Here is a 22933-nt window from a genome sequence, read left to right as displayed (position 1 = left end):
TATGAGTATAACAGATCGATTATTGAACGGTTTAAATCCGCAGCAACAAAAGGCAGTACAAACAACAAATGGAGCACTTTTATTAATGGCAGGTGCAGGTAGTGGTAAGACGCGTGTGCTAACACATCGTATTGCATACTTACTTGGTGAAAAAGGAGTAGCACCGTGGAATGTATTAGCCATTACTTTTACAAATAAAGCAGCTCGTGAAATGCGTGAGCGTATCGATACGCTTGTTGGGCCGGAAGCAGAGGATATTTGGATTTCTACGTTCCACTCGATGTGCGTACGTATTTTACGACGTGATATTGATCGTATCGGAATTAATCGTAATTTTACGATTTTAGATGCAAGTGATCAACTTACTGTTGTGAAGAAAATTATGAAAGAGCGTAACATTGATCCAAAGAAATTTGATCCACGCTCTATTTTAGCTGGTATTAGCAATGCAAAAAATGAATTGTTATCCGCTGATAAATATGCAAAGCAAATCTCTATTGCTGATCCTTTTGAGAAATTGACAAGTGATGTATATACAGAATATCAAAAACGTCTTCTGAAAAATAACTCATTAGATTTTGATGATTTAATTATGACAACGATTCATTTATTTGAACGTGTTCCAGAAGTATTGGAGTTTTATCAGCGTAAATTCCAATATATTCATGTGGATGAGTATCAAGATACGAACAAAGCGCAATACATTCTTGTAAATAAACTGGCAGCACGTTTTAAAAATCTGTGCGTTGTCGGTGATTCTGACCAATCGATTTATCGTTGGCGCGGTGCGGACATTTCTAACATTTTGTCATTTGAAAAAGACTATGAAAACGCACAGGTTATTTTGTTAGAGCAAAATTACCGTTCATCACAAAATATTTTAAATGCGGCCAATGCTGTGATTGAAAATAATTCAAATCGTAAACCGAAAAAATTATGGACCGACAATCAAATCGGAAGCAAGATTTCGTATTACCGTGCTGCAACAGAAAAAGATGAAGCGTATTTTGTTGCGAAAAAGATTCGTGATGAAATTCAAATGGGTAACCGGAAATATACTGATTTTGCAGTGTTGTATCGTACGAATGCGCAGTCTCGTATGGTCGAGGAGATTTTCTTGAAATCGAATATCCCATATAAAATCGTGGGCGGTATTAAGTTCTATGATCGTAAAGAGATTAAAGATATTTTGGCATATTTGCGTTTAATTGCGAATCCAGACGATGAAATTAGCTTTGCGCGTATTATTAACATGCCAAAACGCGGAATCGGTGCCACTTCTATTGATAAAATTATTAATTACGGCGTGCAAAATGGAATCTCACTAACTGCTGTAATGGATGAAATTGAACATGTTGGAGTAAGTGCAAAAATCACAAAAGCAGTAAAGGAATTTGCGAGTCAATTACACAACTGGGTAAATATGCAAGAATACTTATCTGTTACAGAATTAGTAGAAGAAGTAATCGAAAAAACAGGCTATCGTGATATGTTGAAAAATGAGCGAACTTTAGAGTCTGAAGGTCGATTAGAAAACTTAGACGAGTTTTTATCTGTTACGCAAACATTTGAATCACAAAGTGAAGATAAGAGTCTGGTTGCTTTCTTAACAGATTTAGCACTTGTTGCAGATATTGATCGCGTGGATGAGGACCCAACTGCGGGTGAAGAAGTTATTTTAATGACAATGCACTCGGCAAAGGGACTGGAATTCCCAGTTGTCTTTATTATTGGTTTAGAAGAAGGTGTCTTCCCGCATACTCGTTCTCTTATGGAAGAAGATGAAATGCAAGAAGAACGCCGCCTCGCTTATGTAGGTATTACTCGTGCGGAAGAAGAGTTATATTTATCGAATGCCCAGATGCGTACTTTATTCGGTAGAACAAATATGAATGCAGCATCTCGATTTATTTCAGAAATTCCTACAGAATTACTTGAGCCATTAAATGAGACGAAACCAAAACGAGAAACATTTGGTGCAAAAGCAAGAACGACAGCTACAACAACACGTTCTCGTTCAGCAATTGTGCGTCCAACTGTGAAAACAACAGGAGGAGAGCAGATTGGCTGGGCAGTAGGTGATAAAGCATCCCATCAAAAATGGGGAGTTGGTACAGTTGTGAGTGTAAAAGGTGAAGGTGATGCAAAAGAGTTAGATATTGCATTCCCAAGTCCAATCGGTATTAAACGTTTATTAGCGAAGTTTGCACCTGTAACGAAACAATAGGAAAGGAATGAGGATATGTCAAAAGAAGCAGCAAAGCAGCGCATAGAAGAACTTCGTGATATTTTAAATACATTTAATTACCAATATCATGTATTAGACAATCCTTCTGTTTCTGATGCGGAATATGACCGTAATATGCAGGAGCTTATAAAATTAGAAGCAGAAAACCCAGAGTTTTTAACAGAAGACTCTCCCTCCGTCCGTGTTGGGGGAGTAGTGCTTGATATATTTGAAAAAGTAACACATCAATCACCGATGTTAAGTTTAGGAAATGCGTTTAACGAAGGTGACTTACGTGATTTTGATCGCAGAGTATGTCAAGGAATTGATGGTGCAAATGTAAGATATATATGTGAACTAAAAATTGACGGTCTTGCCGTTTCCCTTCATTATGAAAAAGGACGTTTCATTCAAGGAGCCACACGCGGTGATGGCGTAACTGGTGAAGATATTACGCAAAATTTAAAAACAATTAAAGCGATTCCCCTCCGTTTAAAAGAAGAAGTAACATTAGAAGCGCGAGGCGAGGCATATATGCCAAAGCGTTCATTTGTAAAATTAAATGAAGAGAAAGAACAAAATGGGGAAGCTGTTTTTGCAAATCCACGTAATGCTGCGGCAGGATCACTGCGTCAGCTTGATCCAAAAATTGCAGCGAAGCGTAATCTTTCTATGTTTGTGTATGGACTTGCAGATGTGAAAGAAAAAACGATTGCATCTCATAGTGAGTCATTAAACTTCTTAGGTGAACTTGGATTTAAAACAAATCCAAACCGTCGTACATGTGAAACAATTGAAGACGTAATTGCTTATGTAGAAGAGTGGCAAGAAAAGCGTCCAAATCTTGACTACGAGATTGATGGAATTGTAATTAAAGTAGATGATGTTGCACTGCAAGAAAGTCTGGGAACAACAGCGAAGAGTCCGCGCTGGGCAATTGCTTATAAGTTCCCGGCAGAAGAAGTTGTAACAAGGTTAACAGGTATTGAATTAAGTGTGGGACGCACAGGTGTTGTGACGCCAACTGCTGAATTAGAAGCAGTTCGGGTAGCTGGAACAATTGTCCGCCGTGCATCTTTGCATAACGAAGATTTAATTCGTGAAAAAGATATTCGAATTGGCGACTATGTTGTTGTGAAAAAAGCTGGAGATATTATTCCTGAAGTTGTTAACGTTATTTTCGACAAGCGTACTGGGGAAGAAGAAGAGTATCGTATGCCAACGCACTGTCCAGCTTGTGATAGTGAACTTGTTCGTCTAGAAGAAGAGGTCGCTCTTCGCTGCATTAACCCAGCGTGCCCAGCCCAAATCAGGGAAGGACTCATTCATTTCGTTTCGCGTAATGCAATGAATATTGATGGACTTGGAGAACGTGTGATTACACAGCTCTTTGAGGCAAATTATATTCGGACATTTGCAGATTTGTATTCATTAACGAAAGAACAGTTGTTACAATTAGAACGTTTCGGTGAAAAATCAGCTTCGAATCTAGTACAAGCGATCGAGGCTTCTAAGGAAAATTCATTGGAGCGATTATTATTTGGGCTAGGTATTCGCCATGTTGGAGCGAAAGCAGCTCGTACGTTAGCTGAACACTTTGAAACAATGGATGAGCTTGTCAAAGCAACAGAGGAAGAGCTGAAAGCAATTAATGAGATTGGTGAAAAAATGGCCCAATCAATTGTCATGTACTTCGATAATGAAGACGTGTTAGAATTGTTACAGCAGTTTAAAGAGTACGGTGTTAACATGACCTACAAAGGAATAAAGCGTGCTGACTTGCAAAATATTTCGTCTTACTTTGCTGGAAAAACGATTGTCCTAACAGGAAAACTAGAGGTTATGGGACGAAGCGAAGCGAAGAAAAAGATTGAAGAGCTAGGCGGTAAGGTAACGGGAAGTGTAAGTAAGAGTACAGATCTAGTTGTCGCAGGTGAAGCAGCGGGGTCGAAATTGGCGCAGGCAGAGAAACATAATATTGAGGTTTGGAATGAAGAGAGGTTCTTACAAGAGCTGAATAAGTAAGAGGTGCAAACTTACCATGAAAAAAATAGCATTAGCGATATTAAGTCTTGGGCTACTTGTAAGCGGATGTAGCGCAGGAATAAAAAAAGATGAAAAAGTTGTTGAAAAATCAAGTAGTAAATCAAAAGAACAAGCGATTGTTCCGAAATATTCTATTTCTGATGATTACTATAAAACGACAGTTCCATTTAAAAAAGGAAATGCACGTGGCTTAGTTGTACAAGGATTAAATAGTCGTTTAGATATAGATGAGTTTGAAACAGGATTAATGCGTATTGCGAAAGAGTCATTTAGTACGAAAGATTATTTATTTAGCGGCGGTAAAATTTTAGATGCACAAACCGTTCAAATGCTTGTGAAGAGAAAACGTACAGATGCAGAGCAGAAAGAATTAGAAGAAAAGCTTGGAAAAAAAGAAGCTGATAAACTTCCTAATATTGGTTTGAATCCAGAATTAGATGCTGGACCAGAGTCATTAGAAGTACGAAACAAGAAAAAGCCAATCTACCTTTCGAATATTTTAGAACATGACTACTATGTCCCAAAGGGAAAAGGGAATAAAGAGGTTGAATTAAGCGGAATAGTTATCGGGCTAGCGATGAACTCAGTTCATTATTATAGCCAAGAAAATGGATATCCACGTGAGACGGAAATTAGTGAAGAAGAGACATTAAAACAGGCTAAACCAATGGCGCAAGAAATCTTGAAAGTGTTACAGAAAAATCCAGAGGCGAAAAATGTCCCAATTACATTTGCGATTTATCGCCAAGGACCAAAGTCGACGCTTGTGCCAGGGCACTTTGTATCTTATGCAAAAGCCGATAAAGGTAGCGATACAATTGACAGCTGGAAACCAATTAATGAAAAGTATTACTTATTCCCTTCTGCAGACGCAAAAACGGATAAACGTGAAGATTCTGCAATGATAGACAATTTTAAGACGAATTTAGCAGAGTACTTTGAAGGGGACTACACAGCAGTTGTTGGTACAGGATTTTATAAAGATGATGAATTAAAAGAGATGAAGCTTGAGATTCCTGTTCAATTTAATGGGAAAGCAGAAATCATTGGTTTTACACAATATGTAGCAGGACAAGTTATGGCATACTTTCCAAATTATATGAAAGTACAGGTAACGATTAAGTCGATTGAACGTCCAGAAGCAATTATTGTACGTGAGGCGAAGCAGGATGAACCATTTGTGAAAATTTTAGATTAAGAAAAAAGCTGTTCCTTTCCGGAACGGCTTTTTTTCTTCTGTAATTTTGTTATAATTTTTAATGTTGTGAACAAAAAGGGGTAAGGAGAAAAGATATGGATGAGTTAAGTTTACAGATTATTGTATTACTCGTTGCTTTTGGTTTTTTGGCTGCATTTATTGATTCAGTTGTGGGAGGCGGGGGATTAATTTCACTTCCTGCACTTATGTTTGTGGGGTTACCGCCAGCTTCGGCAATTGCAACAAATAAGCTGGCTGCAACGATGGGGACGTTGACGAGTACGATTTATTTTATTCGTTCAGGAAAGGTTAACTTTCGTATTGTAGGAAAGTTAATCCCGTTAACTATTATTGGAGCAATTGCGGGAGCTTTAGTGGTGAAATTTATTCCACCTGATATTTTACGACCACTGGTACTTATTATGTTGGTATTTATTGCGATTTATATTATTGTGAAAAAAGATTGGGGCAGTGTGTCTACTTATAAAAAGATGACAAAGGGAAAAACATTAATGTTTTTCTTCGTTATTTTAAGTTTAGGATTTTATGATGGATTTTTTGGTCCGGGGACAGGCTCATTTTTAATTTTTGCATTTTTATTAATTGGTTTGGATTTTATTCAAGCAGCTGCATCTGGAAAACTTTTGAATTTTGTTAGTAATATTGTATCTTTAATTACATTTTTATTTTTAGATATTATTCATTTTAAATACGGCATTATTATGGGATTATCAATGATTTTAGGAGCGTATTTCGGATCGAAATTTGCAGTGCAAAAAGGTGTTGGATATGTTCGAACTTTATTTTTATTGGTAACGATTTTGTTAATTGGAAAAAATGTTTTGGAATATGTTCATATTTTTTAGCTTCATACAAATGTATGAAGCTCTTTTTTTATTATATTTTAAAAATTTATTAATTTTTAAAATATAAGTCTAAGAATATTTGAATAAATCTAAATTATCGTGTAGAATAATGTTGTAAAATGTAAACGTTTTTCTAAGGGGAGGCTAAAAAGAATGGTAGTAGCATACAAGCATGAGCCATTTACAGATTTTTCAGTAGAGGCTAACAAATTAGCGTTTGAAGAAGGTTTAAAGAAAGTAGAATCTTATCTTGGACAAGACTATCCATTACTTATCGGGGGAGAAAAGATCACTACAGACGAGAAAATCGTTTCTGTAAACCCTGCAAATAAAGAAGAAGTTATTGGTCGTGTTTCAAAAGCAAGCCGTGAATTAGCTGAAAAAGCAATGCAAGTGGCGGATGAAACATTCCAAACTTGGAGAAAGTCAAAACCAGAAATGCGTGCAGACATTTTATTCCGTGCTGCAGCAATCGTTCGCCGTAGAAAACATGAGTTCTCTGCTATTCTTGTAAAAGAAGCAGGTAAACCATGGAATGAGGCAGATGCTGATACAGCAGAAGCAATCGACTTTATGGAATATTATGGTCGTCAAATGTTAAAATTAAAAGACGGTATCCCAGTAGAAAGCCGTCCAATTGAATATAATCGTTTCTCTTACATTCCATTAGGAGTAGGTGTTATCATTTCCCCTTGGAATTTCCCATTCGCAATTATGGCAGGTATGACAACAGCTGCATTAGTTTCTGGTAACACAGTATTACTAAAGCCAGCTAGTACAACACCTGTAGTAGCAGCGAAATTTATGGAAGTATTAGAAGAAGCAGGCTTACCAGCTGGTGTAGTAAACTTCATCCCTGGTAGTGGTTCTGAAGTCGGTGACTACTTAGTAGATCATCCTCGTACGCGATTCGTTAGCTTTACTGGATCACGTGATGTAGGTATTCGTATTTACGAACGTGCTGCAAAAGTAAATCCAGGACAAATTTGGTTAAAACGTGTTATCGCTGAAATGGGCGGTAAAGATACAATCGTTGTTGATAAAGAAGCAGATCTTGAATTAGCTGCTAAATCTATCGTTGCATCAGCATTTGGATTCTCAGGACAAAAATGTTCTGCTTGTTCTCGTGCAGTAATCCACGAAGATGTATATGATCATGTATTAAATCGTGCAGTGGAATTAACAAAAGAATTGACTCTAGGTAACCCAGCTGAAAAAGGAATGAATATGGGACCAGTTAATGACCAAGCTGCATTTGATAAAGTAATGAGCTACGTTGCAATTGGTAAAGAAGAAGGTAAAGTAGTAACAGGTGGCGAAGGAGACGATTCTAAAGGCTGGTTTATCCAACCAACAATCGTTGCTGACGTTGCAGAGGATGCTCGCTTAATGAAAGAAGAAATCTTCGGACCAGTAGTAGCATTCTGTAAAGCGAAAGACTTTGATCATGCACTTGCAATTGCAAACAATACAGAATACGGTTTAACAGGAGCAGTTGTCTCTAACAACCGTGAACATATCGAAAAAGCACGTGAAGACTTCCACGTTGGTAACTTATACTTTAACCGTGGATGTACTGGTGCAATCGTAGGTTACCAACCATTCGGTGGCTTTAATATGTCTGGTACAGACTCTAAAGCAGGTGGACCTGATTACTTAGCACTTCATATGCAAGCGAAAACTACTTCTGAAACTTTATAAGAAATAGACGAAAAGGCCTTCCCATAATGGTGGAGGCCTTTTTTATTTCCTGAAAGATTTTCATTATATATACATCAATTAAAAAACGATATCCCCCCCTCTTTTTAGATGGGAGAGAGCATCTGGCCATGCATAGAAGCGGTTAGGGTCTATGCGGAGTAAAACCAGAAAGAGCAAACGAGTGTAGGTTACTTTTTATTCTGCATAGCAGGGATCTAGATGTCGAAAAATTAAAATGGATCTATATAGAAAGTAGCATTTCACCAAATAAAATATGAATATATGAAAAGAAACAAAATCACCAGAAAATTTAATTCATTCATTATATTTTTCTGTATTATTTTTTTGAATTTCCTGTATAATACAATTTGAAAGAAAATCTATGGTTAGACAAGAGGACGCTATTTTCGGTTTTGCTCACTGAAAGTAGCGTTTTTAAATTTTTTAGTAGATGTATATTGTAACAAATTATGGTAAATGATAAAATTGAATTGGAATGTTTTGGGATTTAATTAACTATATTTAAGTACTAGATAATATATAGTACTGAATAATAAAAGTTATAAGGATATGGTTATTCTATATATCCATTTTAATTTTCCAGCATATAAGTCGCGGCTATGAAGAACAAAAAGTGATCTGCACTCTTTTTCTCTTTTTGTTTTCACTTGGCATGGGGTAGGAAGAGGATCTGACCGCTTCTATGCATCGGCGGATCCTCTTTCCCCAAAAAAAAGAAAGGGGTTATGTCGGGTTTTCAATTTGAATTTATATAGAAGTATTTTTTAATAGTTGACAGTAAGGCACAGGAACAATAATAGAAAGGAAGTGTTAGTTGATGAAAAAGATTGTTGTTGCTGCACTCGTGTTATTAGTTATTGGAGGGGCTGGTGTCTGGGGAATGAAGGTTTTTGGCATGGCTTTTAATAAAACTGAAATTCATAAAAAAGAAACGCTAGCCGGTGAGAAGGTTGATGAAATCGAAATAAAGACTTCGGCAGTAGATGTTGAAATTGTTACAGTTGACTCAAAAGATGTCGAAGTGTTACTGGATGGAGAGATAAGCAAAGAGCTAGTAGATAAATATAAATTCGAGGTAAAAGAAGAAAAGAATAGATTGAATGTTAAATTCAGTAAAAATCAGAATTCTGTTGGCTGGGGAGTTGGAACTACTGCAGACGTGAATTTACAAGTTAAAGTCCCAAAGAAATTATACAAAAATGTAAAAGTAACCACATCATCAGGGGACTTTGTAGCAAAGGATATGGAAACAAAGACAGCAGAAATAAATACTTCTTCAGGGGATGTATCGTTATTACAGTCTAAAGTAAATGAAAAATTAACAGCTAAAACATCTAGTGGAGCAATTGAGACAGATAAAAGTGAAATTGAAGTAGCAAAATTGGGCACAAGTAGTGGGGAAATTAAAGTAGATGGTTTGCATTCTAAAGAATTAGTAGCTACCACATCATCAGGTGACATTGAATATAATGATAAGAGTTTACAAGGAGAAATAGAGTGTAGCACATCGAGTGGTGATATTCGTATGACATTTGCTGCACTTCCTGAATCTTTAAGAGTTGATTTTGAAGGGGGTTCTGGCAAAGCAGATTTGAAGGTTCCTGGTTTGTTATATGAAGAGAAATCAAAGAATAAATTAATTGGAGTAAAAGGTTCAGGGGAAAATAAAGTGAAAGTAAAAACAAGTTCGGGAGATTTTAAGTTACGGTAGTTTGTGAATCACAGTAAAAATCATGTCTTCAATGGAGGAAGACATGATTTTTTATTTTAGGTGGATAAAAATTCTTCTGTACTCATCACATTCGCATATACTTCATGCAAACTTGCTAAAATTGTATTATGGATATAAACGGCAGGAATGGTAGCATTTTTAAAGAGAAGATCTTTTGTTGCACATGCATCGTGCACAATAGTACAGTGAAAGCCAAAGTCAAAAGCAGCTCTTACTGTGGCATCAATACACATATGGGTCATCATTCCACATATAACGACGTGTTGAATATTTAAGCGTTGCAATTGCTCCAGTAGATCTGTTTCTCGAAAACTATTTGGATAGTGTTTAAGGATAACCGTTTCATCTTTTAATGGAAGAACACTTTCATGAATGTGGACGCCTTCTGTATTAGGTAGAAAAGAGGTAGCGTTCTCTTGAGTAGATACATGTTGGATATGAAAAATTGGCTGATTTGTTTTCCGAAAATGTTGTAGTAACTGACTTGCATATTCGCTAGCTTCTACTGCGTTACGTAATTCCATTCTTCCACTTGGAAAATAATCATTTTGAATGTCAACGAGTAAAAGGGCTGTTCTCATATCATCTATCGTCCTCCGTTTTCATTTCGTATTCATGTAATGTTATTCAATTAGCAGAGGATATTTTCCTTTTTGAAAGAGCAGGTATTTCAACAGAAAAGATAGGGTTATTCGCTTATTGGATTGCTAGGCTAGCTTTTAATAGTGCTTAGCTAATGCAGAGGTGGGGGATTGCCTACATGGTGTTTACAGGAGTGTACGAAGGATAACAAGGACCCAGCATACTACAAGAAAAGAAGTTTGATGGAAATGTATAATATATTTCCGTTTCATAATCCTGGTGAAAAATAAAAATAATATTTTCTAATATTTCCATTGACTCTAACTTTTCAGAGTTTTATAATAAAACTTAATTAAATCGATACACTCTTATCCAGAGAGGTGGAGGGACTGGCCCTATGATACCTCAGCAACGGATTTTTTTAATACCGTGCTAATTCCAGCAAGCTCATTGAAGCTTGGAAGATAAGAAGACGTGAATGAGTATATAAGTGCTCTTCTTCTTATTTTTATTGCGAATAAGAAGGAGAGCACTTTTTATTTTATCTTAAGGCTTTGCTTTAAGTTGTTTCAGTACATAGGGGGGAAGAAAATGATTTCTTTTAAAAATGTAAGTAAAGTGTATGAATCAGGTGAGCGACCGGTTCATGCTGTTGAGGATGTGACGCTATCTATTGAAAAGGGTGAAATTTTTGGCATTATCGGTTTTAGCGGTGCTGGAAAAAGTACACTGCTGCGTTTAGTGAATATGTTGGAACGACCAACAGCGGGAACGATTTCGATAGACGATAAAGATATGACTTTATTATCAACGAAGGAGTTACGAAAGCTAAGACAACGAATCGGAATGATTTTTCAAAGCTTTAATTTATTCAATTCAAGAACAGTGTTTGGGAATATTGCTTATCCATTGAAATTAGCAAAATTACCAAAGAGTGAGATAAAGGAAAGGGTAAATGAATTGCTGAAGTTTGTTGGATTAGAAGATAAAGCAAACTACTATCCAGAGCAGCTATCAGGTGGTCAGAAACAACGTGTTGGAATTGCAAGAGCACTTGCTACATCACCCGATATTCTCATTTGTGATGAAGCAACTTCGGCATTAGATCCTGAAACAACAACAGAAATTTTGAATCTATTAAAAAAAGTAAACCGAGAATATAATTTAACAATTCTGCTCATTACACATGAGATGCAGGTCGTGAAAGAAATATGTCACCGCGTAGCTGTTATGGAGAAAGGAAAAGTAATTGAAGAAGGAACTCTATTTGATGTCTTTACAAAGCCAAAAACAAAAACGACTCAAAATTTTGTTCGCTCGGTTATTAACGATCACTTACCAGAAAGTGTTCTAGTGAAAATTCAAAATGGTGGACAGATTTACCGTTTAACCTTCACTGGTGAAGAGACAGGGCAGCCAGTATTATCGTATATTGCTAAAAATTATAATGTGGATGTAAATGTACTCTATGGCAATATTATTGAACTACAGAACGTTTTATTCGGAAACCTTCTTGTAGAATTGCAAGGAGAACAGAAAGAGATTCAAAAAGCGCTGCAACATCTAAGACTGCAAGTACAATTGAAGGAGGTTGAAGGTCATGCGAGTTGATTGGAGCATATTTTGGCCTCGTATTTTAGATGCAACAGGGGATACCCTCTTAATGGTAATTGTAACCCTTATATTTGCTACAATACTCGGTATACCTCTAGGATTACTTTTATATGTAACAAGAAAAGGGAATTTTTCAGAAAACAAACTGGTCTTTTCTATTCTTAATATTGTTATTAATACAATCCGTCCAATTCCATTTATTATCTTTTTAGTAGCTTTAAGTCCGATCACGCGAACGGTTATTGGAACAACAATTGGAACAGCGGCAGCGATTTTTCCAATGACACTAGTTGCTTCAATCGGAATTGCAAGAATGGTTGAAACAAACCTTGTTTCGGTACCAAAGGGAGTGATTGAAGCAGCGCAAGCGATGGGAGCATCACCGCTAAGAATTGTTTTTGAAATTCTTGTCCCAGAAGCATTAGCACCATTAATTTTAGGAGTTACGTTTATGACAGTCGGCTTAATTGAATTTTCGGCAGTTGCTGGTCTTGTTGGCGGTGGCGGCCTTGGTGATTTAGCGATGACATATGGCTATCAACGTTTTGATACATCCGTTATGTTCGTGACAGTTGTATTACTTATTATTCTTGTACAATTGGCTCAAAACTTAGGGAATTATTTTGCAAAAGTATTTTTGCGTAGATCATAAAACGAAGCGAGGGAAAGAAAATGAAGAAGATATTAGCATTTGCATTATCAGCGATTGTAGGGATTACGGCTTTAAGTGGATGTTCAAGTAAAGACGCAGAAGCCAAAGGGAAAGAGAAAGTAGTTCGTATTGGGGTAACCGGAACGGACGGAGACGCTTGGGAAATATTAAAGAAAAAGGCTGAAAAAGAAGGGATTAAGATTAACCTTGTAGAGTTCTCGGACTATACAACACCGAATAAGGCATTAGCTGATGGCGATATAGAATTGAATTCATTCCAACATATTGCCTTTTTAGAGCAATTTAAAAAGGAGCATAAGTTAGATATTACAGCTGTTGGCACAACTCAAATTGCGCCAATGGGATTATTCTCTGAAAAATATAAAAAACCAAATGAAATTCCAGATGGTTCAGAAATTGCAATTCCTAATGATCCAACGAACCAGGCGCGTGCATTAAAACTTCTTGATGCAGCTGGATTATTGAAACTGAAAAAAGACTTTGGTCTATTTGGTGATCCAAGTGGTATTGCTGAAAATCCAAAGAAATTAAAAATTACACCGGTTATTGCACAGCAAACACCTCGTGTATTAAAAGATGTAGCAGCTTCCGTTATTAATAATGGTGTTGCTGGCCAAGCTGGTTTAGACCCAGCGAAAGACCCTATCTTCTTAGAAGATCCAAAAAATGAAAATGCGAAACCATATATTAATATTTTCGCAGCTCGTACGAAAGATAAAAACAATCCAACATTGAAAAAAGTAATTGAATTGTATCATTCAAAAGAGGTAACAGACGCGATTAAGAAAGAAACAAAAAATGGTTCCATTTCAGTAGATCTTCCACTTGATGAGCTTGAAAAAATCGTAAAATAATATCGGGTTTAATGAACTAACAGTGGGACCCCCTCCGTTGTTAGCTCGTTCAACATATAATCATACATAACAGACAGTACCCTAATTTTGTACCTTCCAATTCTGTATAGCATAGAATTTAATGTCTGTTAGGTAGAGTGAAAAGACCAGGAATTTTCCTGGTCCTTTTTTATTATTCAATCGTAATACTTTGTAAGTTGCTTTTCGTAGTTTGTGTTTTTTCTTGCTTACAAGAAGAAAGCTCTTCTTGTAAGATGTTTAGAAATTTTTTAGCAGAATGTTGAATGGGAGTTGGTAGTTCATCGAGGATATACATCCCAACTTCTATTTTCCTGCGAATGACTTTTCTTAATAATTCCTCATGCATGAACCACACCTCCAAAACGAATGTTTAGTACATCTCCTTCAAATTTTGCACCTTGAACGGATAAGTGTGTCAATGTTTTTGGCAACGTAATGTTCCGTTTGACAGAGCCTGCGCGAATGATAAGCTCATCACCTTTTTGATTTAACGATAGTTCACTTTTATCAGAGAAAGGAATAGAAAGAACAAAAATATATTCATCCCCATCTTTTTTTACATATTGTGTACGCCCGTTAAATTTTACAGCGGTTGGTTCTAAATCGTCTTTGAATAATGCATCTCCTACACGCTCTAGCATCGGTAAGCCGACTACTTCTTGTTCAAACATTGGAGCTTCATAAATAGGAAGCGGTTGGAAGCTATCTTGAATTAATGCTTTATATTTCTTTTGTGCATCTTTCCATGCTTGGAAGTAGGAGTCCGTAACAGTATTAGGGATGACACGGTTAATCATGATGGCATCGACATTGTAATCATATAAGTTCAAATAGGTAAAACTGCGCTGAGCTTCTTTAATAACCATTTTTTCAGGATTTACAACAACGCGAATACTTGTTACTTCCCGGTTAGATAAAATATCACGCATTTCTCCTAGCTGCTCAAGTGTGTTTGTTAATTCATCCATAATATCATCAGTAGGAAGCGGGACACCAAGTAATGGCTGTGCAACAGGGCGGACAACCTTTAACACTTTTCTTTTAATCGGAAAGAGTTTTTCCATCCACCAGCCGAGCATATCAGGAAAGCTTAACATGGCGAGAGTTTCTCCTGTTGGTGCACAGTCAATAATGATGACATCATATGTTTTTTGTTTATAGTAATCGAGCACACGCAGCAAACTAATTAAATCTTCCATGCCAGGAAACATCGTTAGTTCCTCTGTTGTAATATCGTCAGCTGCTTTTGATGTGAACAATAATGTAATATATTTTTGTAATTTCCCCCAGCCTTTTTCCATTTCATAAATTGTATTGATTTCTTGCGCCCATAAGTTCTCACGGATTTCCTTTGGTTCAGAAGATAATTTTATGCCGAATGAATCTCCTAAACTATGAGCTGGATCGGTGCTCATCACTAATGTTTTTAACCCTTGCTTTGCACTTTGAAGAGCGGTTGCTGCTGAAATGCTAGTTTTTCCTACGCCGCCTTTACCTGTATACAAAATAATTCTCATATTTACATCCCCTTTGTTTCGGTAGTCGAATATTACGAGTGTCGAAATATATGTTTAAATAAAAACCCATAAAGGGCTTTATTCAATCGGAATGTTTTTCATCTTAGGTGTAGGAAGCTTTTCGACTTGTTCTTGTTGAGACGTAGCGATATGATTCATAATCTTTTGGACGATTTGCAGTAAGAATGCTTTCTCTTCTTCCGATAATGCTTCCGTCACAAGATTAAAGTAATGAGCAGCATTTTGTTTCACTTCTCCAACGAGCTGTACGCCCGTTTCTGTTAAGCGAATTAATACAATACGTCGATCCCTTTCATTACGATAGCGCTCAATATATCCTTTTTTTACAAGACGATTAACAACACCCGTCGTTGTGCTCATTGGAATATCGAGAAGCTCGGTGATTTTCGTCATTGTAATATCTGTATTTCGCTCCATCCATAACAGACAGAATACTTCTGTTTTAGAAAGTGATAAATCAAGGCTTACCCATTCTTCTGGATAGAAAAGCTTCTTGGCGTTATCTAGCAGTAAATCTAAAAAATGTTCATATTGCAACAATTATTTCCACTCCTGTATATTTCGAGGTTCGTAATATTTATTTCTATTGTATGTATGTTTGAAATAAATGTCAAACAATTATTATTTGTTTTTTCAGATTAAATAAAAAATAAACTTTATAATAGAAAATGTATGTGATAGAGTAATAAACAGATAAACATATTTATATATACATCAATTTAAAAAACGACATAAAATCCCTCTTTTTAGATGGGAGAGAGCATCTGGCCATGCGGTCAGGGTCTTTTCCTGCCACATGCGAAGTAAAAACAGAACGAGCAAACGAGTGCAAGTTATTTTTTATTCTACATAGCAGGGATTTAGATGTCGAAAAATGAAAATGGATTTATATAACATAAAAATCCATCATAGTAATATACTTATCTATTATGGATGTACAGCTGCAAGGGGGAGAACCATGAGGAGAAGAAATACCCAAGCGTTTACATTTTTAGCATGGACTTCATTTGTTTGTGCGCTTTCCGGTATGTTAATTGGTATTTATACATTAGATGAAACACTTAGCGTAAAAGGATATTATTTAATAGGTACATTATTTTTAACAATGTCCTGTTTTGTACTACAAAAAACAATTCGTGATAATGAAGAAGATAACGAGCGTTTACCGAAACAAGAACCGCTAGATAAAGAATAAATGGAGAGGAAAGGCAGAAGCCTTTCTTTTTTTATGTAAAAATGCTGTAAGTGCCATGTGTTGACTTGCTTGAAGTACTGAAAATTTGGTATCATCAATAGTATTGTAGATTGAACGATATATTATGGAGGTGGCCTAGCCGTGTCAAGAATTTCCGTTGAGAATGTAAAGCACGTAGCACATTTAGCACGTCTTGCAATTACTGATCAAGAGGCAGAAAAATTTCAAAAACAACTCGATGCAATTGTTACATTTGCAGAACAGTTAAATGAATTAGATACAACAGATGTAAAACCAACAACTCACGTATTAACTATGAAAAACGTTATGCGTGAAGATGTACCAGAAAAAGGTTTACCAGTAGAAGAAGTATTAAAAAATGCACCGGATCACAAAGATAATCAAATCCGTGTTCCAGCAGTATTAGAATAGAGGAGGGGAATTTCGATGTCATTATTTGATCATTCTGTATCAGAGTTACATAAGAAATTAAACAACAAAGAAATTTCCGTTACGGATTTAGTAGAGGAATCTTACAAACGTATTGCGGATGTTGAAGATAACGTAAAAGCATTTCTTACATTAGATGAAGAAAATGCACGTGCGAAAGCGAAAGAATTAGATGCAAAGATTGGCGCTGAGGATAATGGTCTATTATTTGGTATGCCAATCGGTGTAAAAGATAACATTGTAACTAACGGTCTTCGTACAACTTGTGCGAGTAAAATATTAGCAAACTTCGATCCAATTTATGATGCGACAGTTGTGCAAAAGTTAAAAGCTGCTGACACAATTACAATCGGTAAATTAAATATGGACGAATTCGCAATGGGTTCTTCAAACGAAAACTCAGGCTTCTATGCTACGAAAAACCCATGGAACTTAGATTACGTTCCAGGTGGATCTAGTGGTGGTTCTGCAGCAGCAGTAGCAGCAGGAGAAGTATTATTCTCTCTAGGTTCTGATACGGGTGGTTCTATCCGTCAGCCAGCTGCATATTGCGGTGTTGTAGGTTTAAAACCAACTTACGGACGCGTATCTCGTTATGGTTTAGTTGCATTCGCATCTTCACTTGACCAAATCGGACCGATTACACGTACAGTAGAAGATAATGCATACTTATTACAAGCTATTTCAGGTATTGACCGTATGGATGCAACTTCTGCAAATGTTGAAGTAGGTAACTATTTAGCTGGTTTAACAGGCGACGTTAAAGGTTTACGCATTGCTGTACCGAAAGAATACTTAGGCGAAGGTGTTGGCGAAGAAGCTCGTGAGTCAGTACTAGCTGCTTTAAAAGTATTAGAAGGTATGGGCGCAACTTGGGAGGAAGTATCTCTTCCGCACTCTAAATACGCTCTAGCAACGTATTACTTATTATCTTCTTCTGAAGCATCTGCTAACCTTTCACGCTTCGATGGCGTACGTTACGGTGTTCGTTCTGATAACGTAAATAATTTATTAGATCTTTACAAAAACACGCGTAGCGAAGGTTTCGGTGATGAAGTAAAACGTCGTATTATGCTTGGTACATTTGCTCTTAGCTCTGGTTACTATGATGCATATTACAAAAAAGCACAACAAGTACGTACATTAATTAAAAACGACTTTGAAAATGTATTTGCTAACTACGATGTTATTATTGGGCCAACAACGCCAACTCCAGCATTTAAAGTGGGCGAAAAAGTGGACGATCCAATGACAATGTATGCAAATGACATTTTAACAATCCCAGTAAACTTAGCAGGTGTTCCAGCGATTTCTGTTCCATGTGGATTCGGTGCTAACAACATGCCACTTGGTTTACAAATCATTGGTAAACACTTCGATGAAGCGACAATTTACCGCGTTGCACATGCGTTTGAGCAAGCAACAGACTATCATACAAAAAAAGCAAGTCTGTAAGGAGGCGAGCATAGATGAATTTAGAAACAATTATTGGTTTAGAGGTTCACGTTGAGTTAAAAACAAATTCGAAAATTTTCTCTGCGAGTCCAACAGAATTCGGAGCGGAGCCAAATACACAAACGAGTGTAATTGACTTAGGATATCCAGGGGTACTTCCAACTTTAAATAAAGAAGCAGTTAACTTTGCAATGAAAGCTGCGATGGCATTAAACTGTGAAATCGCAACGGAAACGAAGTTTGACCGTAAAAACTATTTCTATCCAGATAATCCGAAAGCTTACCAAATCTCTCAATTTGATAAGCCAATTGGAGAAAATGGTTGGATTGAAATTGAAGTAGACGGTAAAAAGAAACGTATTGGTATTACACGTCTTCATTTAGAAGAAGATGCTGGTAAATCAACGCATACAAGTGAAGGTTCATTAGTAGACTATAACCGTCAAGGTATGCCTTTAATCGAGATCGTGTCTGAGCCAGATATGCGTACGCCAGAAGAAGCATACGCATACTTAGAGAAGTTAAAATCAATCATTCAATACACTGGCGTATCTGATTGTAAGATGGAAGAAGGTTCTCTTCGTTGTGATGCGAATATTTCACTTCGTCCAGTTGGACAAGAGAAGTTCGGTACAAAAGCAGAACTGAAAAACTTAAACTCTTTCACTTACGTACAAAAAGGTCTTGAGCATGAGCAAGTACGCCAAGAAAAAGAATTATTATCTGGTGGTATCATTCAACAAGAAACACGTCGTTACGATGAAGCAACGAAGAAAACAATCTTAATGCGTGTGAAAGAAGGATCTGATGATTACCGTTACTTCCCAGAGCCGGATTTAGTTGAACTTTACATCGATGACGAGTGGAAAGAAGAAGTTCGTGCTTCTATTCCGGAACTTCCAGATGCTCGTAAAGTACGCTATGTTGCAGAGCTTGGCTTACCAGCTTATGATGCACACGTATTAACGTTAACAAAAGAGATGTCTGATTTCTTTGAAGCAACAGTTGCAGACGGTGCGGATGCGAAATTAACATCAAACTGGTTAATGGGTGAAGTACTTGCATACCTAAACAAACAACAAAAAGAATTAAAAGACGTAGCATTAACGCCGGCTGGTCTATCTAAAATGGTTCAATTAATTGAAAAAGGTACAATTTCGTCTAAAATTGCGAAAAAAGTATTTAACGAATTAATTGAAAAAGGTGGAGACCCAGAAGAAATCGTAAAAGCAAAAGGCCTTGTTCAAATTTCTGACGAAGGAGCACTTCGTAAAATCGTAACAGAAATTCTTGATAATAACGAACAATCTATTGAAGATTTCAAAAACGGTAAAGACCGTGCAATTGGCTTCTTAGTTGGTCAAATTATGAAGGCAACAAAAGGACAAGCTAACCCACCACTTGTTAACAAAATCTTACTTGAAGAAATTAACAAGCGATAATAAAACAAAGCGAGAGCAGGAAGGCGTTGGAGCGTTCGACAGAGAAGCACTTTTTGCTTCGTTAGAGGAGGCCGAAACGACTGACTGTTCTAGCCGCTGGAACTAGACAAAACAGTTATCAAATAGTAAAGATTAAACAGAGAAAGCACCCATATTTGGGTGTTTTTTCTGAGTTAATCAAACGTTTGTTTAAATTAAGAAATTTATTTAAACAAACGTTTGATTAACTAACAAATGTGAGACAATGTTTGTATAGCAACTATGGTATGATAGTTGCAAAAAGGTGGGAATAATGATAAATCTAGACATAGAGAGTTTTTCATCTTGTGAAATATGAGATACTTGTTAATCCCCTGTTTTGTATGTAAGAAACAGAAAGTACTAGGAAGAATGAAATGATATATATTGCTTGGTTACATAAAGCAAAACTTTCATTAGCGGATTGTTTCTTATACTTCTGCTGATGTAGAGCGGTAAGAACGCGGGTTCTTACTTGTCCTTTTAAATCAGGATAAAAGAAGGATATGGAGATGAGAGGAGGTAGGCATAGGAATGCTGAATAAAGGTTCGGTATATTCTTTTTCTATGAATGATGAATGAGAAATTTCCTGTGCTAACGAATGATGAAGCGAGCGAGAATAATTTATAATCCTACTTCTGGTCGAGAACTATTTAAGAAAAGCTTGCCAGAAGTACTACAAAAATTAGAACAAGCTGGATATGAAACATCTTGTCATGCAACAACTGGATCTGGAGACGCGACTGTCGCGGCGAGGCAAGCTGCGGAACGCAAGTTTGACGTTGTCATCGCAGCAGGTGGTGACGGTACGCTAAATGAAGTGGTAAATGGTTTAGTAGGAAACGAACATCGTCCGAAGTTTGGGATTATTCCAGTTGGAACGACAAATGATTTTGCACGTGCAATCGGTGTGCCTCGTTCTATTGAAGATGCTGCAGATATTATTTGTGAAGGTAAGACAGTTCCGCTAGACCTTGGTAGAGCGAACGATACATATTTTATTAACATTGCTGGTGGCGGACGTATTACAGAATTAACATATGAAGTACCAAGTAAGTTAAAAACAGTACTCGGACAACTTGCTTATTATTTAAAAGGCATTGAAATGTTACCATCCCTACATCCAACATATGTTGAGATTGAGTATGATGGAAAGTTATTACAAGAAGAAATTACGATGTTTTTAATTACGAATACGCGTTCAGTTGGTGGGTTTGAAAAAGTAGCTCCATATGCGTCTATTAATGATGGTTTATTTGACTTATTAGTGCTGAAAAAAGGTTCTATTGCTGATTTAATTAAAGCAGCAACACAGGCCCAGCGCGGTGAGCATATTAATAATCCAAAAGTTTTATATACCCAGGCGAATCGTATTAAAGTTCATTCACCAGATAAATTAATGATTAACTTAGATGGTGAATATGGCGGAGACGCACCGATGGAATTTGAAAATATATATCATTGTCTTGAACTATTTGTTCCTGAACATAAAGAGGATGTCCTATAAAGGCATCCTCTTTATATTTAGCGAAAAATAATGGAGATTGTTATACAATTGGAGCCATTTCTAAGGCGGGTGATTGTCAAACGTTAGCGCCGCTTGCTTACCTTGTGTTAAATTCTGCGGGGCTTATTTCTAGTTCTGGTGAATGAATTTGGGACAGGTGGAAGTCTCTAATGTACAAATAAAATAAGTTTATAAGGACTTAAAATAAGTCTTTATAGACTTATTTTATATGTCGAAATACGAAGAGAATTAGAAGGGCATTGCATTTATAAGTTGGCATACATCTTGCAATAGAAAAAAGAAAACTATTGCATAGAAAAGGATGGGAGAAACGATGAATACAAAAAAGTATGCCAAAGTAAATGAACAAATTCCAGGACCGAAAGCATCTTCCTTATTAGAACGTCGTCAAAATATTGTACCAAGAGGTGTGAGTAACGGTATTTCAACATTTGTACAGTCAGCAGATGGTGCACTTGTAACAGATGTAGATGGAAATCAATTTATCGACTTTGCAGGAGCAATTGGAACGATTAATGTGGGACATTGTCATCCTGCAGTTAAAGAAGCACTGCATAAACAAGTAGATCAATATATTCATACTGGTTTTAATGTAATGATGTATGAACCTTATATTGAGCTAGCAGAGAAGCTTGCTGCGTTAGCCCCTGGAAGTTTTGATAAACAGGTACTATTTTTAAATAGCGGTGCTGAAGCAGTTGAAAATGCGGTGAAAATTGCTCGGAAATATACGAAAAGACCTGGCATCATTGCGTTTTCAAAAGGATTTCACGGTCGTACATTGATGACAATGACGATGACAAGTAAAGTAAAGCCTTATAAATTCGGGTTCGGCCCATTTGCTCCAGAAGTATATAAAGCGCCATTCCCATATGAATACCGTCGCCCAGAAGGGTTAACAGACGAACAATACGATAACTTTATCATTGAAGAATTTAAGAACTTCTTAATATCAGAAGTTGCCCCAGAAAGCATAGCAGCCGTTGTAATGGAGCCTGTTCAAGGTGAAGGTGGTTTCATTGTTCCAAGCAAAAAATTTGTGCAAGAAGTACGTCGTCTTTGCTCTGAACATGGCATTTTATTCGTAGCTGATGAAATTCAAACTGGCTTTAGCCGTACAGGAAAATATTTTGCAATTGACCATTATGATGTAGTTCCAGATTTAATTACTGTTTCCAAATCATTAGGTGCAGGGGTTCCAATTAGTGGCGTCATTGGCCGAAAAGAAGTGATGAATGAAGCGGCACCAGGAGAGTTAGGCGGAACATATGCTGGAAGTCCATTAGGATGCGCTGCGGCACTAGCTGTTCTTGATGTAATAGAAAAAGAAAAACTAAATGATCGAGCTATGCAGGTCGGGAAAGTTGTGATGGATCGATTTGAAGAGATGAAAAACAAATATAATTGTATTGGTAATGTCCGTGGTTTAGGAGCGATGTGTGCATTTGAGCTTGTTAAAGATCGTGCAACAAAAGAGCCTGATAAAGCATTAACAGCAAATTTATGTGCGGAAGCGAATAAGCGTGGATTACTTCTATTATCTGCAGGAACATATGGGAATGTAATTCGTGTATTAATGCCATTGGTTATTACAGATGAACAATTAGAAGAAGGGCTTACAATTATTGAAGATTCTTTGCAGGCGTGTTTTGAGCAAGCAGATATAGCTCGTGTATAAATAATAGAATCATCTATAACATATTTGCGACCATTCTCGTTTACTTTGTGAAAAGGTACAGAAAATTCCCTTAAATAAAGATTTCACTTTATA

The 22933-nt window shown here is 36.7% G+C and carries 19 protein-coding genes and 1 riboswitch; of the genes, 15 read left to right on the top strand and 4 right to left on the bottom strand.

The features are described 5' to 3' along the window. The first annotated feature begins 1 nt into the window (after position 1). The 6 genes from pcrA to ACIQ7L_RS15395 all read left to right on the top strand — a co-directional run bounded on the left by pcrA (position 2) and on the right by ACIQ7L_RS15395 (position 9770). The gene (gene pcrA, locus ACIQ7L_RS15420; RefSeq protein ID WP_097897104.1) at positions 2-2227 is read left to right on the top strand and encodes a DNA helicase PcrA; all 2226 of its coding nucleotides are present in this window, start codon (positions 2-4) and stop codon (positions 2225-2227) included. 15 nt (positions 2228-2242) lie between these two features. Then, positions 2243-4252 carry an NAD-dependent DNA ligase LigA gene (gene ligA, locus ACIQ7L_RS15415; RefSeq protein ID WP_400570409.1) on the top strand — a complete coding sequence of 670 codons (2010 nt, stop codon included), beginning with the start codon at positions 2243-2245 and terminating at the stop codon, positions 4250-4252. Between the two features lie 16 nt (positions 4253-4268). Then, complete coding sequence (locus ACIQ7L_RS15410) at positions 4269-5471, top strand: CamS family sex pheromone protein (RefSeq protein ID WP_400570408.1); 1203 nt, start codon at positions 4269-4271, stop codon at positions 5469-5471. Positions 5472-5566: 95 nt separating this feature from the next. Then, on the top strand, positions 5567-6337 hold the full coding sequence (locus ACIQ7L_RS15405; protein ID WP_400570406.1) for a TSUP family transporter: 771 nt from the start codon (positions 5567-5569) through the stop codon (positions 6335-6337). A 153-nt stretch (positions 6338-6490) separates the two neighbouring features. Further along, entirely contained in the window at positions 6491-8038 is a 1548-nt protein-coding gene (gene pruA / locus ACIQ7L_RS15400; protein ID WP_400570404.1) for an L-glutamate gamma-semialdehyde dehydrogenase, read from the top strand. An 838-nt stretch (positions 8039-8876) separates the two neighbouring features. After that, positions 8877-9770 carry a DUF4097 domain-containing protein gene (locus ACIQ7L_RS15395; RefSeq protein WP_400570402.1) on the top strand — a complete coding sequence of 298 codons (894 nt, stop codon included), beginning with the start codon at positions 8877-8879 and terminating at the stop codon, positions 9768-9770. A 56-nt stretch (positions 9771-9826) separates the two neighbouring features. Here the strand turns inward: ACIQ7L_RS15395 and ACIQ7L_RS15390 are convergent, their stop codons facing one another. Continuing rightward, the gene (locus ACIQ7L_RS15390) at positions 9827-10372 is read right to left on the bottom strand and encodes a cysteine hydrolase family protein (RefSeq protein ID WP_400570401.1); all 546 of its coding nucleotides are present in this window, start codon (positions 10370-10372) and stop codon (positions 9827-9829) included. Positions 10373-10738: 366 nt separating this feature from the next. Beyond that, positions 10739-10844: riboswitch (SAM riboswitch) on the top strand. A 120-nt stretch (positions 10845-10964) separates the two neighbouring features. On the opposite strand from ACIQ7L_RS15390, the gene ACIQ7L_RS15385 reads away from it, so the two are divergent. From ACIQ7L_RS15385 to ACIQ7L_RS15375, 3 genes are read left to right on the top strand one after another with little or no spacing between them, the layout of a single operon-like run. Further along, complete coding sequence (locus ACIQ7L_RS15385) at positions 10965-11984, top strand: methionine ABC transporter ATP-binding protein (protein WP_400570398.1); 1020 nt, start codon at positions 10965-10967, stop codon at positions 11982-11984. Continuing rightward, complete coding sequence (locus ACIQ7L_RS15380; RefSeq protein ID WP_400570396.1) at positions 11974-12639, top strand: methionine ABC transporter permease; 666 nt, start codon at positions 11974-11976, stop codon at positions 12637-12639. The genes ACIQ7L_RS15385 and ACIQ7L_RS15380 overlap by 11 nt, the downstream gene beginning before the upstream one ends. Before the next feature lie 20 nt (positions 12640-12659). Continuing rightward, positions 12660-13514 carry a MetQ/NlpA family ABC transporter substrate-binding protein gene (locus ACIQ7L_RS15375; protein ID WP_400570395.1) on the top strand — a complete coding sequence of 285 codons (855 nt, stop codon included), beginning with the start codon at positions 12660-12662 and terminating at the stop codon, positions 13512-13514. A 172-nt stretch (positions 13515-13686) separates the two neighbouring features. Here the strand turns inward: ACIQ7L_RS15375 and ACIQ7L_RS15370 are convergent, their stop codons facing one another. The 3 genes from ACIQ7L_RS15370 to ACIQ7L_RS15360 form a co-directional block, all read right to left on the bottom strand. Then, entirely contained in the window at positions 13687-13881 is a 195-nt protein-coding gene (locus ACIQ7L_RS15370) for a DUF3926 domain-containing protein (protein WP_400570393.1), read from the bottom strand. Continuing rightward, entirely contained in the window at positions 13874-15052 is a 1179-nt protein-coding gene (locus ACIQ7L_RS15365; protein WP_400570391.1) for an ArsA family ATPase, read from the bottom strand. The genes ACIQ7L_RS15370 and ACIQ7L_RS15365 overlap by 8 nt, the downstream gene beginning before the upstream one ends. A 78-nt stretch (positions 15053-15130) precedes the next feature. Beyond that, positions 15131-15613 (bottom strand): MarR family winged helix-turn-helix transcriptional regulator, encoded by a 483-nt coding sequence (locus ACIQ7L_RS15360; RefSeq protein WP_400570390.1) that lies wholly within the window; start codon positions 15611-15613, stop codon positions 15131-15133. 418 nt (positions 15614-16031) lie between these two features. On the opposite strand from ACIQ7L_RS15360, the gene ACIQ7L_RS15355 reads away from it, so the two are divergent. From ACIQ7L_RS15355 to gabT, 6 genes are all read left to right on the top strand, one after another. Beyond that, positions 16032-16268 (top strand): YiaA/YiaB family inner membrane protein, encoded by a 237-nt coding sequence (locus ACIQ7L_RS15355; RefSeq protein WP_097899314.1) that lies wholly within the window; start codon positions 16032-16034, stop codon positions 16266-16268. A 141-nt stretch (positions 16269-16409) separates the two neighbouring features. Beyond that, a complete protein-coding gene (gene gatC / locus ACIQ7L_RS15350; protein ID WP_000086999.1) occupies positions 16410-16700 on the top strand; it encodes an Asp-tRNA(Asn)/Glu-tRNA(Gln) amidotransferase subunit GatC in 291 nt (96 codons plus the stop codon). A 15-nt stretch (positions 16701-16715) separates the two neighbouring features. Continuing rightward, the gene (gene gatA, locus ACIQ7L_RS15345; protein WP_000051433.1) at positions 16716-18173 is read left to right on the top strand and encodes an Asp-tRNA(Asn)/Glu-tRNA(Gln) amidotransferase subunit GatA; all 1458 of its coding nucleotides are present in this window, start codon (positions 16716-16718) and stop codon (positions 18171-18173) included. 14 nt (positions 18174-18187) lie between these two features. After that, positions 18188-19615, top strand: a complete 1428-nt coding sequence (gene gatB / locus ACIQ7L_RS15340) for an Asp-tRNA(Asn)/Glu-tRNA(Gln) amidotransferase subunit GatB (protein ID WP_400570388.1) — start codon at positions 18188-18190, stop codon at positions 19613-19615. A gap of 620 nt (positions 19616-20235) precedes the next feature. Beyond that, positions 20236-21141, top strand: coding sequence for a diacylglycerol kinase (locus ACIQ7L_RS15335; RefSeq protein ID WP_400570386.1), 906 nt, complete (start codon positions 20236-20238; stop codon positions 21139-21141). 334 nt (positions 21142-21475) lie between these two features. Further along, positions 21476-22840, top strand: a complete 1365-nt coding sequence (gene gabT / locus ACIQ7L_RS15330; RefSeq protein WP_400570384.1) for a 4-aminobutyrate--2-oxoglutarate transaminase — start codon at positions 21476-21478, stop codon at positions 22838-22840. The last annotated feature ends 93 nt before the right edge of the window (positions 22841-22933 follow it).

The sequence above is a fragment of the Bacillus sp. NPDC094106 genome (genome assembly GCF_044764345.1).
In the GTDB taxonomy this organism is placed as follows: domain Bacteria; phylum Bacillota; class Bacilli; order Bacillales; family Bacillaceae_G; genus Bacillus_A.
This window is presented reverse-complemented; position numbering and strand designations above follow the sequence as displayed.

Coding starts and splice junctions, on each gene's coding strand:
- gatA (WP_000051433.1), top strand. CDS start 16,716: ATGTCATTATTTGATCATTCTGTATCAGAGTTACATAAGAAATTAAAC.
- ACIQ7L_RS15380 (WP_400570396.1), top strand. CDS start 11,974: ATGCGAGTTGATTGGAGCATATTTTGGCCTCGTATTTTAGATGCAACA.
- ACIQ7L_RS15385 (WP_400570398.1), top strand. CDS start 10,965: ATGATTTCTTTTAAAAATGTAAGTAAAGTGTATGAATCAGGTGAGCGA.
- pruA (WP_400570404.1), top strand. CDS start 6,491: ATGGTAGTAGCATACAAGCATGAGCCATTTACAGATTTTTCAGTAGAG.
- gabT (WP_400570384.1), top strand. CDS start 21,476: ATGAATACAAAAAAGTATGCCAAAGTAAATGAACAAATTCCAGGACCG.
- ACIQ7L_RS15405 (WP_400570406.1), top strand. CDS start 5,567: ATGGATGAGTTAAGTTTACAGATTATTGTATTACTCGTTGCTTTTGGT.
- ACIQ7L_RS15365 (WP_400570391.1), bottom strand. CDS start 15,052: ATGAGAATTATTTTGTATACAGGTAAAGGCGGCGTAGGAAAAACTAGC.
- ACIQ7L_RS15370 (WP_400570393.1), bottom strand. CDS start 13,881: ATGCATGAGGAATTATTAAGAAAAGTCATTCGCAGGAAAATAGAAGTT.
- gatB (WP_400570388.1), top strand. CDS start 18,188: ATGAATTTAGAAACAATTATTGGTTTAGAGGTTCACGTTGAGTTAAAA.
- pcrA (WP_097897104.1), top strand. CDS start 2: ATGAGTATAACAGATCGATTATTGAACGGTTTAAATCCGCAGCAACAA.
- ACIQ7L_RS15410 (WP_400570408.1), top strand. CDS start 4,269: ATGAAAAAAATAGCATTAGCGATATTAAGTCTTGGGCTACTTGTAAGC.
- ACIQ7L_RS15395 (WP_400570402.1), top strand. CDS start 8,877: ATGAAAAAGATTGTTGTTGCTGCACTCGTGTTATTAGTTATTGGAGGG.
- ACIQ7L_RS15335 (WP_400570386.1), top strand. CDS start 20,236: ATGATGAAGCGAGCGAGAATAATTTATAATCCTACTTCTGGTCGAGAA.
- ACIQ7L_RS15355 (WP_097899314.1), top strand. CDS start 16,032: ATGAGGAGAAGAAATACCCAAGCGTTTACATTTTTAGCATGGACTTCA.
- ACIQ7L_RS15390 (WP_400570401.1), bottom strand. CDS start 10,372: ATGAGAACAGCCCTTTTACTCGTTGACATTCAAAATGATTATTTTCCA.
- ACIQ7L_RS15375 (WP_400570395.1), top strand. CDS start 12,660: ATGAAGAAGATATTAGCATTTGCATTATCAGCGATTGTAGGGATTACG.
- ligA (WP_400570409.1), top strand. CDS start 2,243: ATGTCAAAAGAAGCAGCAAAGCAGCGCATAGAAGAACTTCGTGATATT.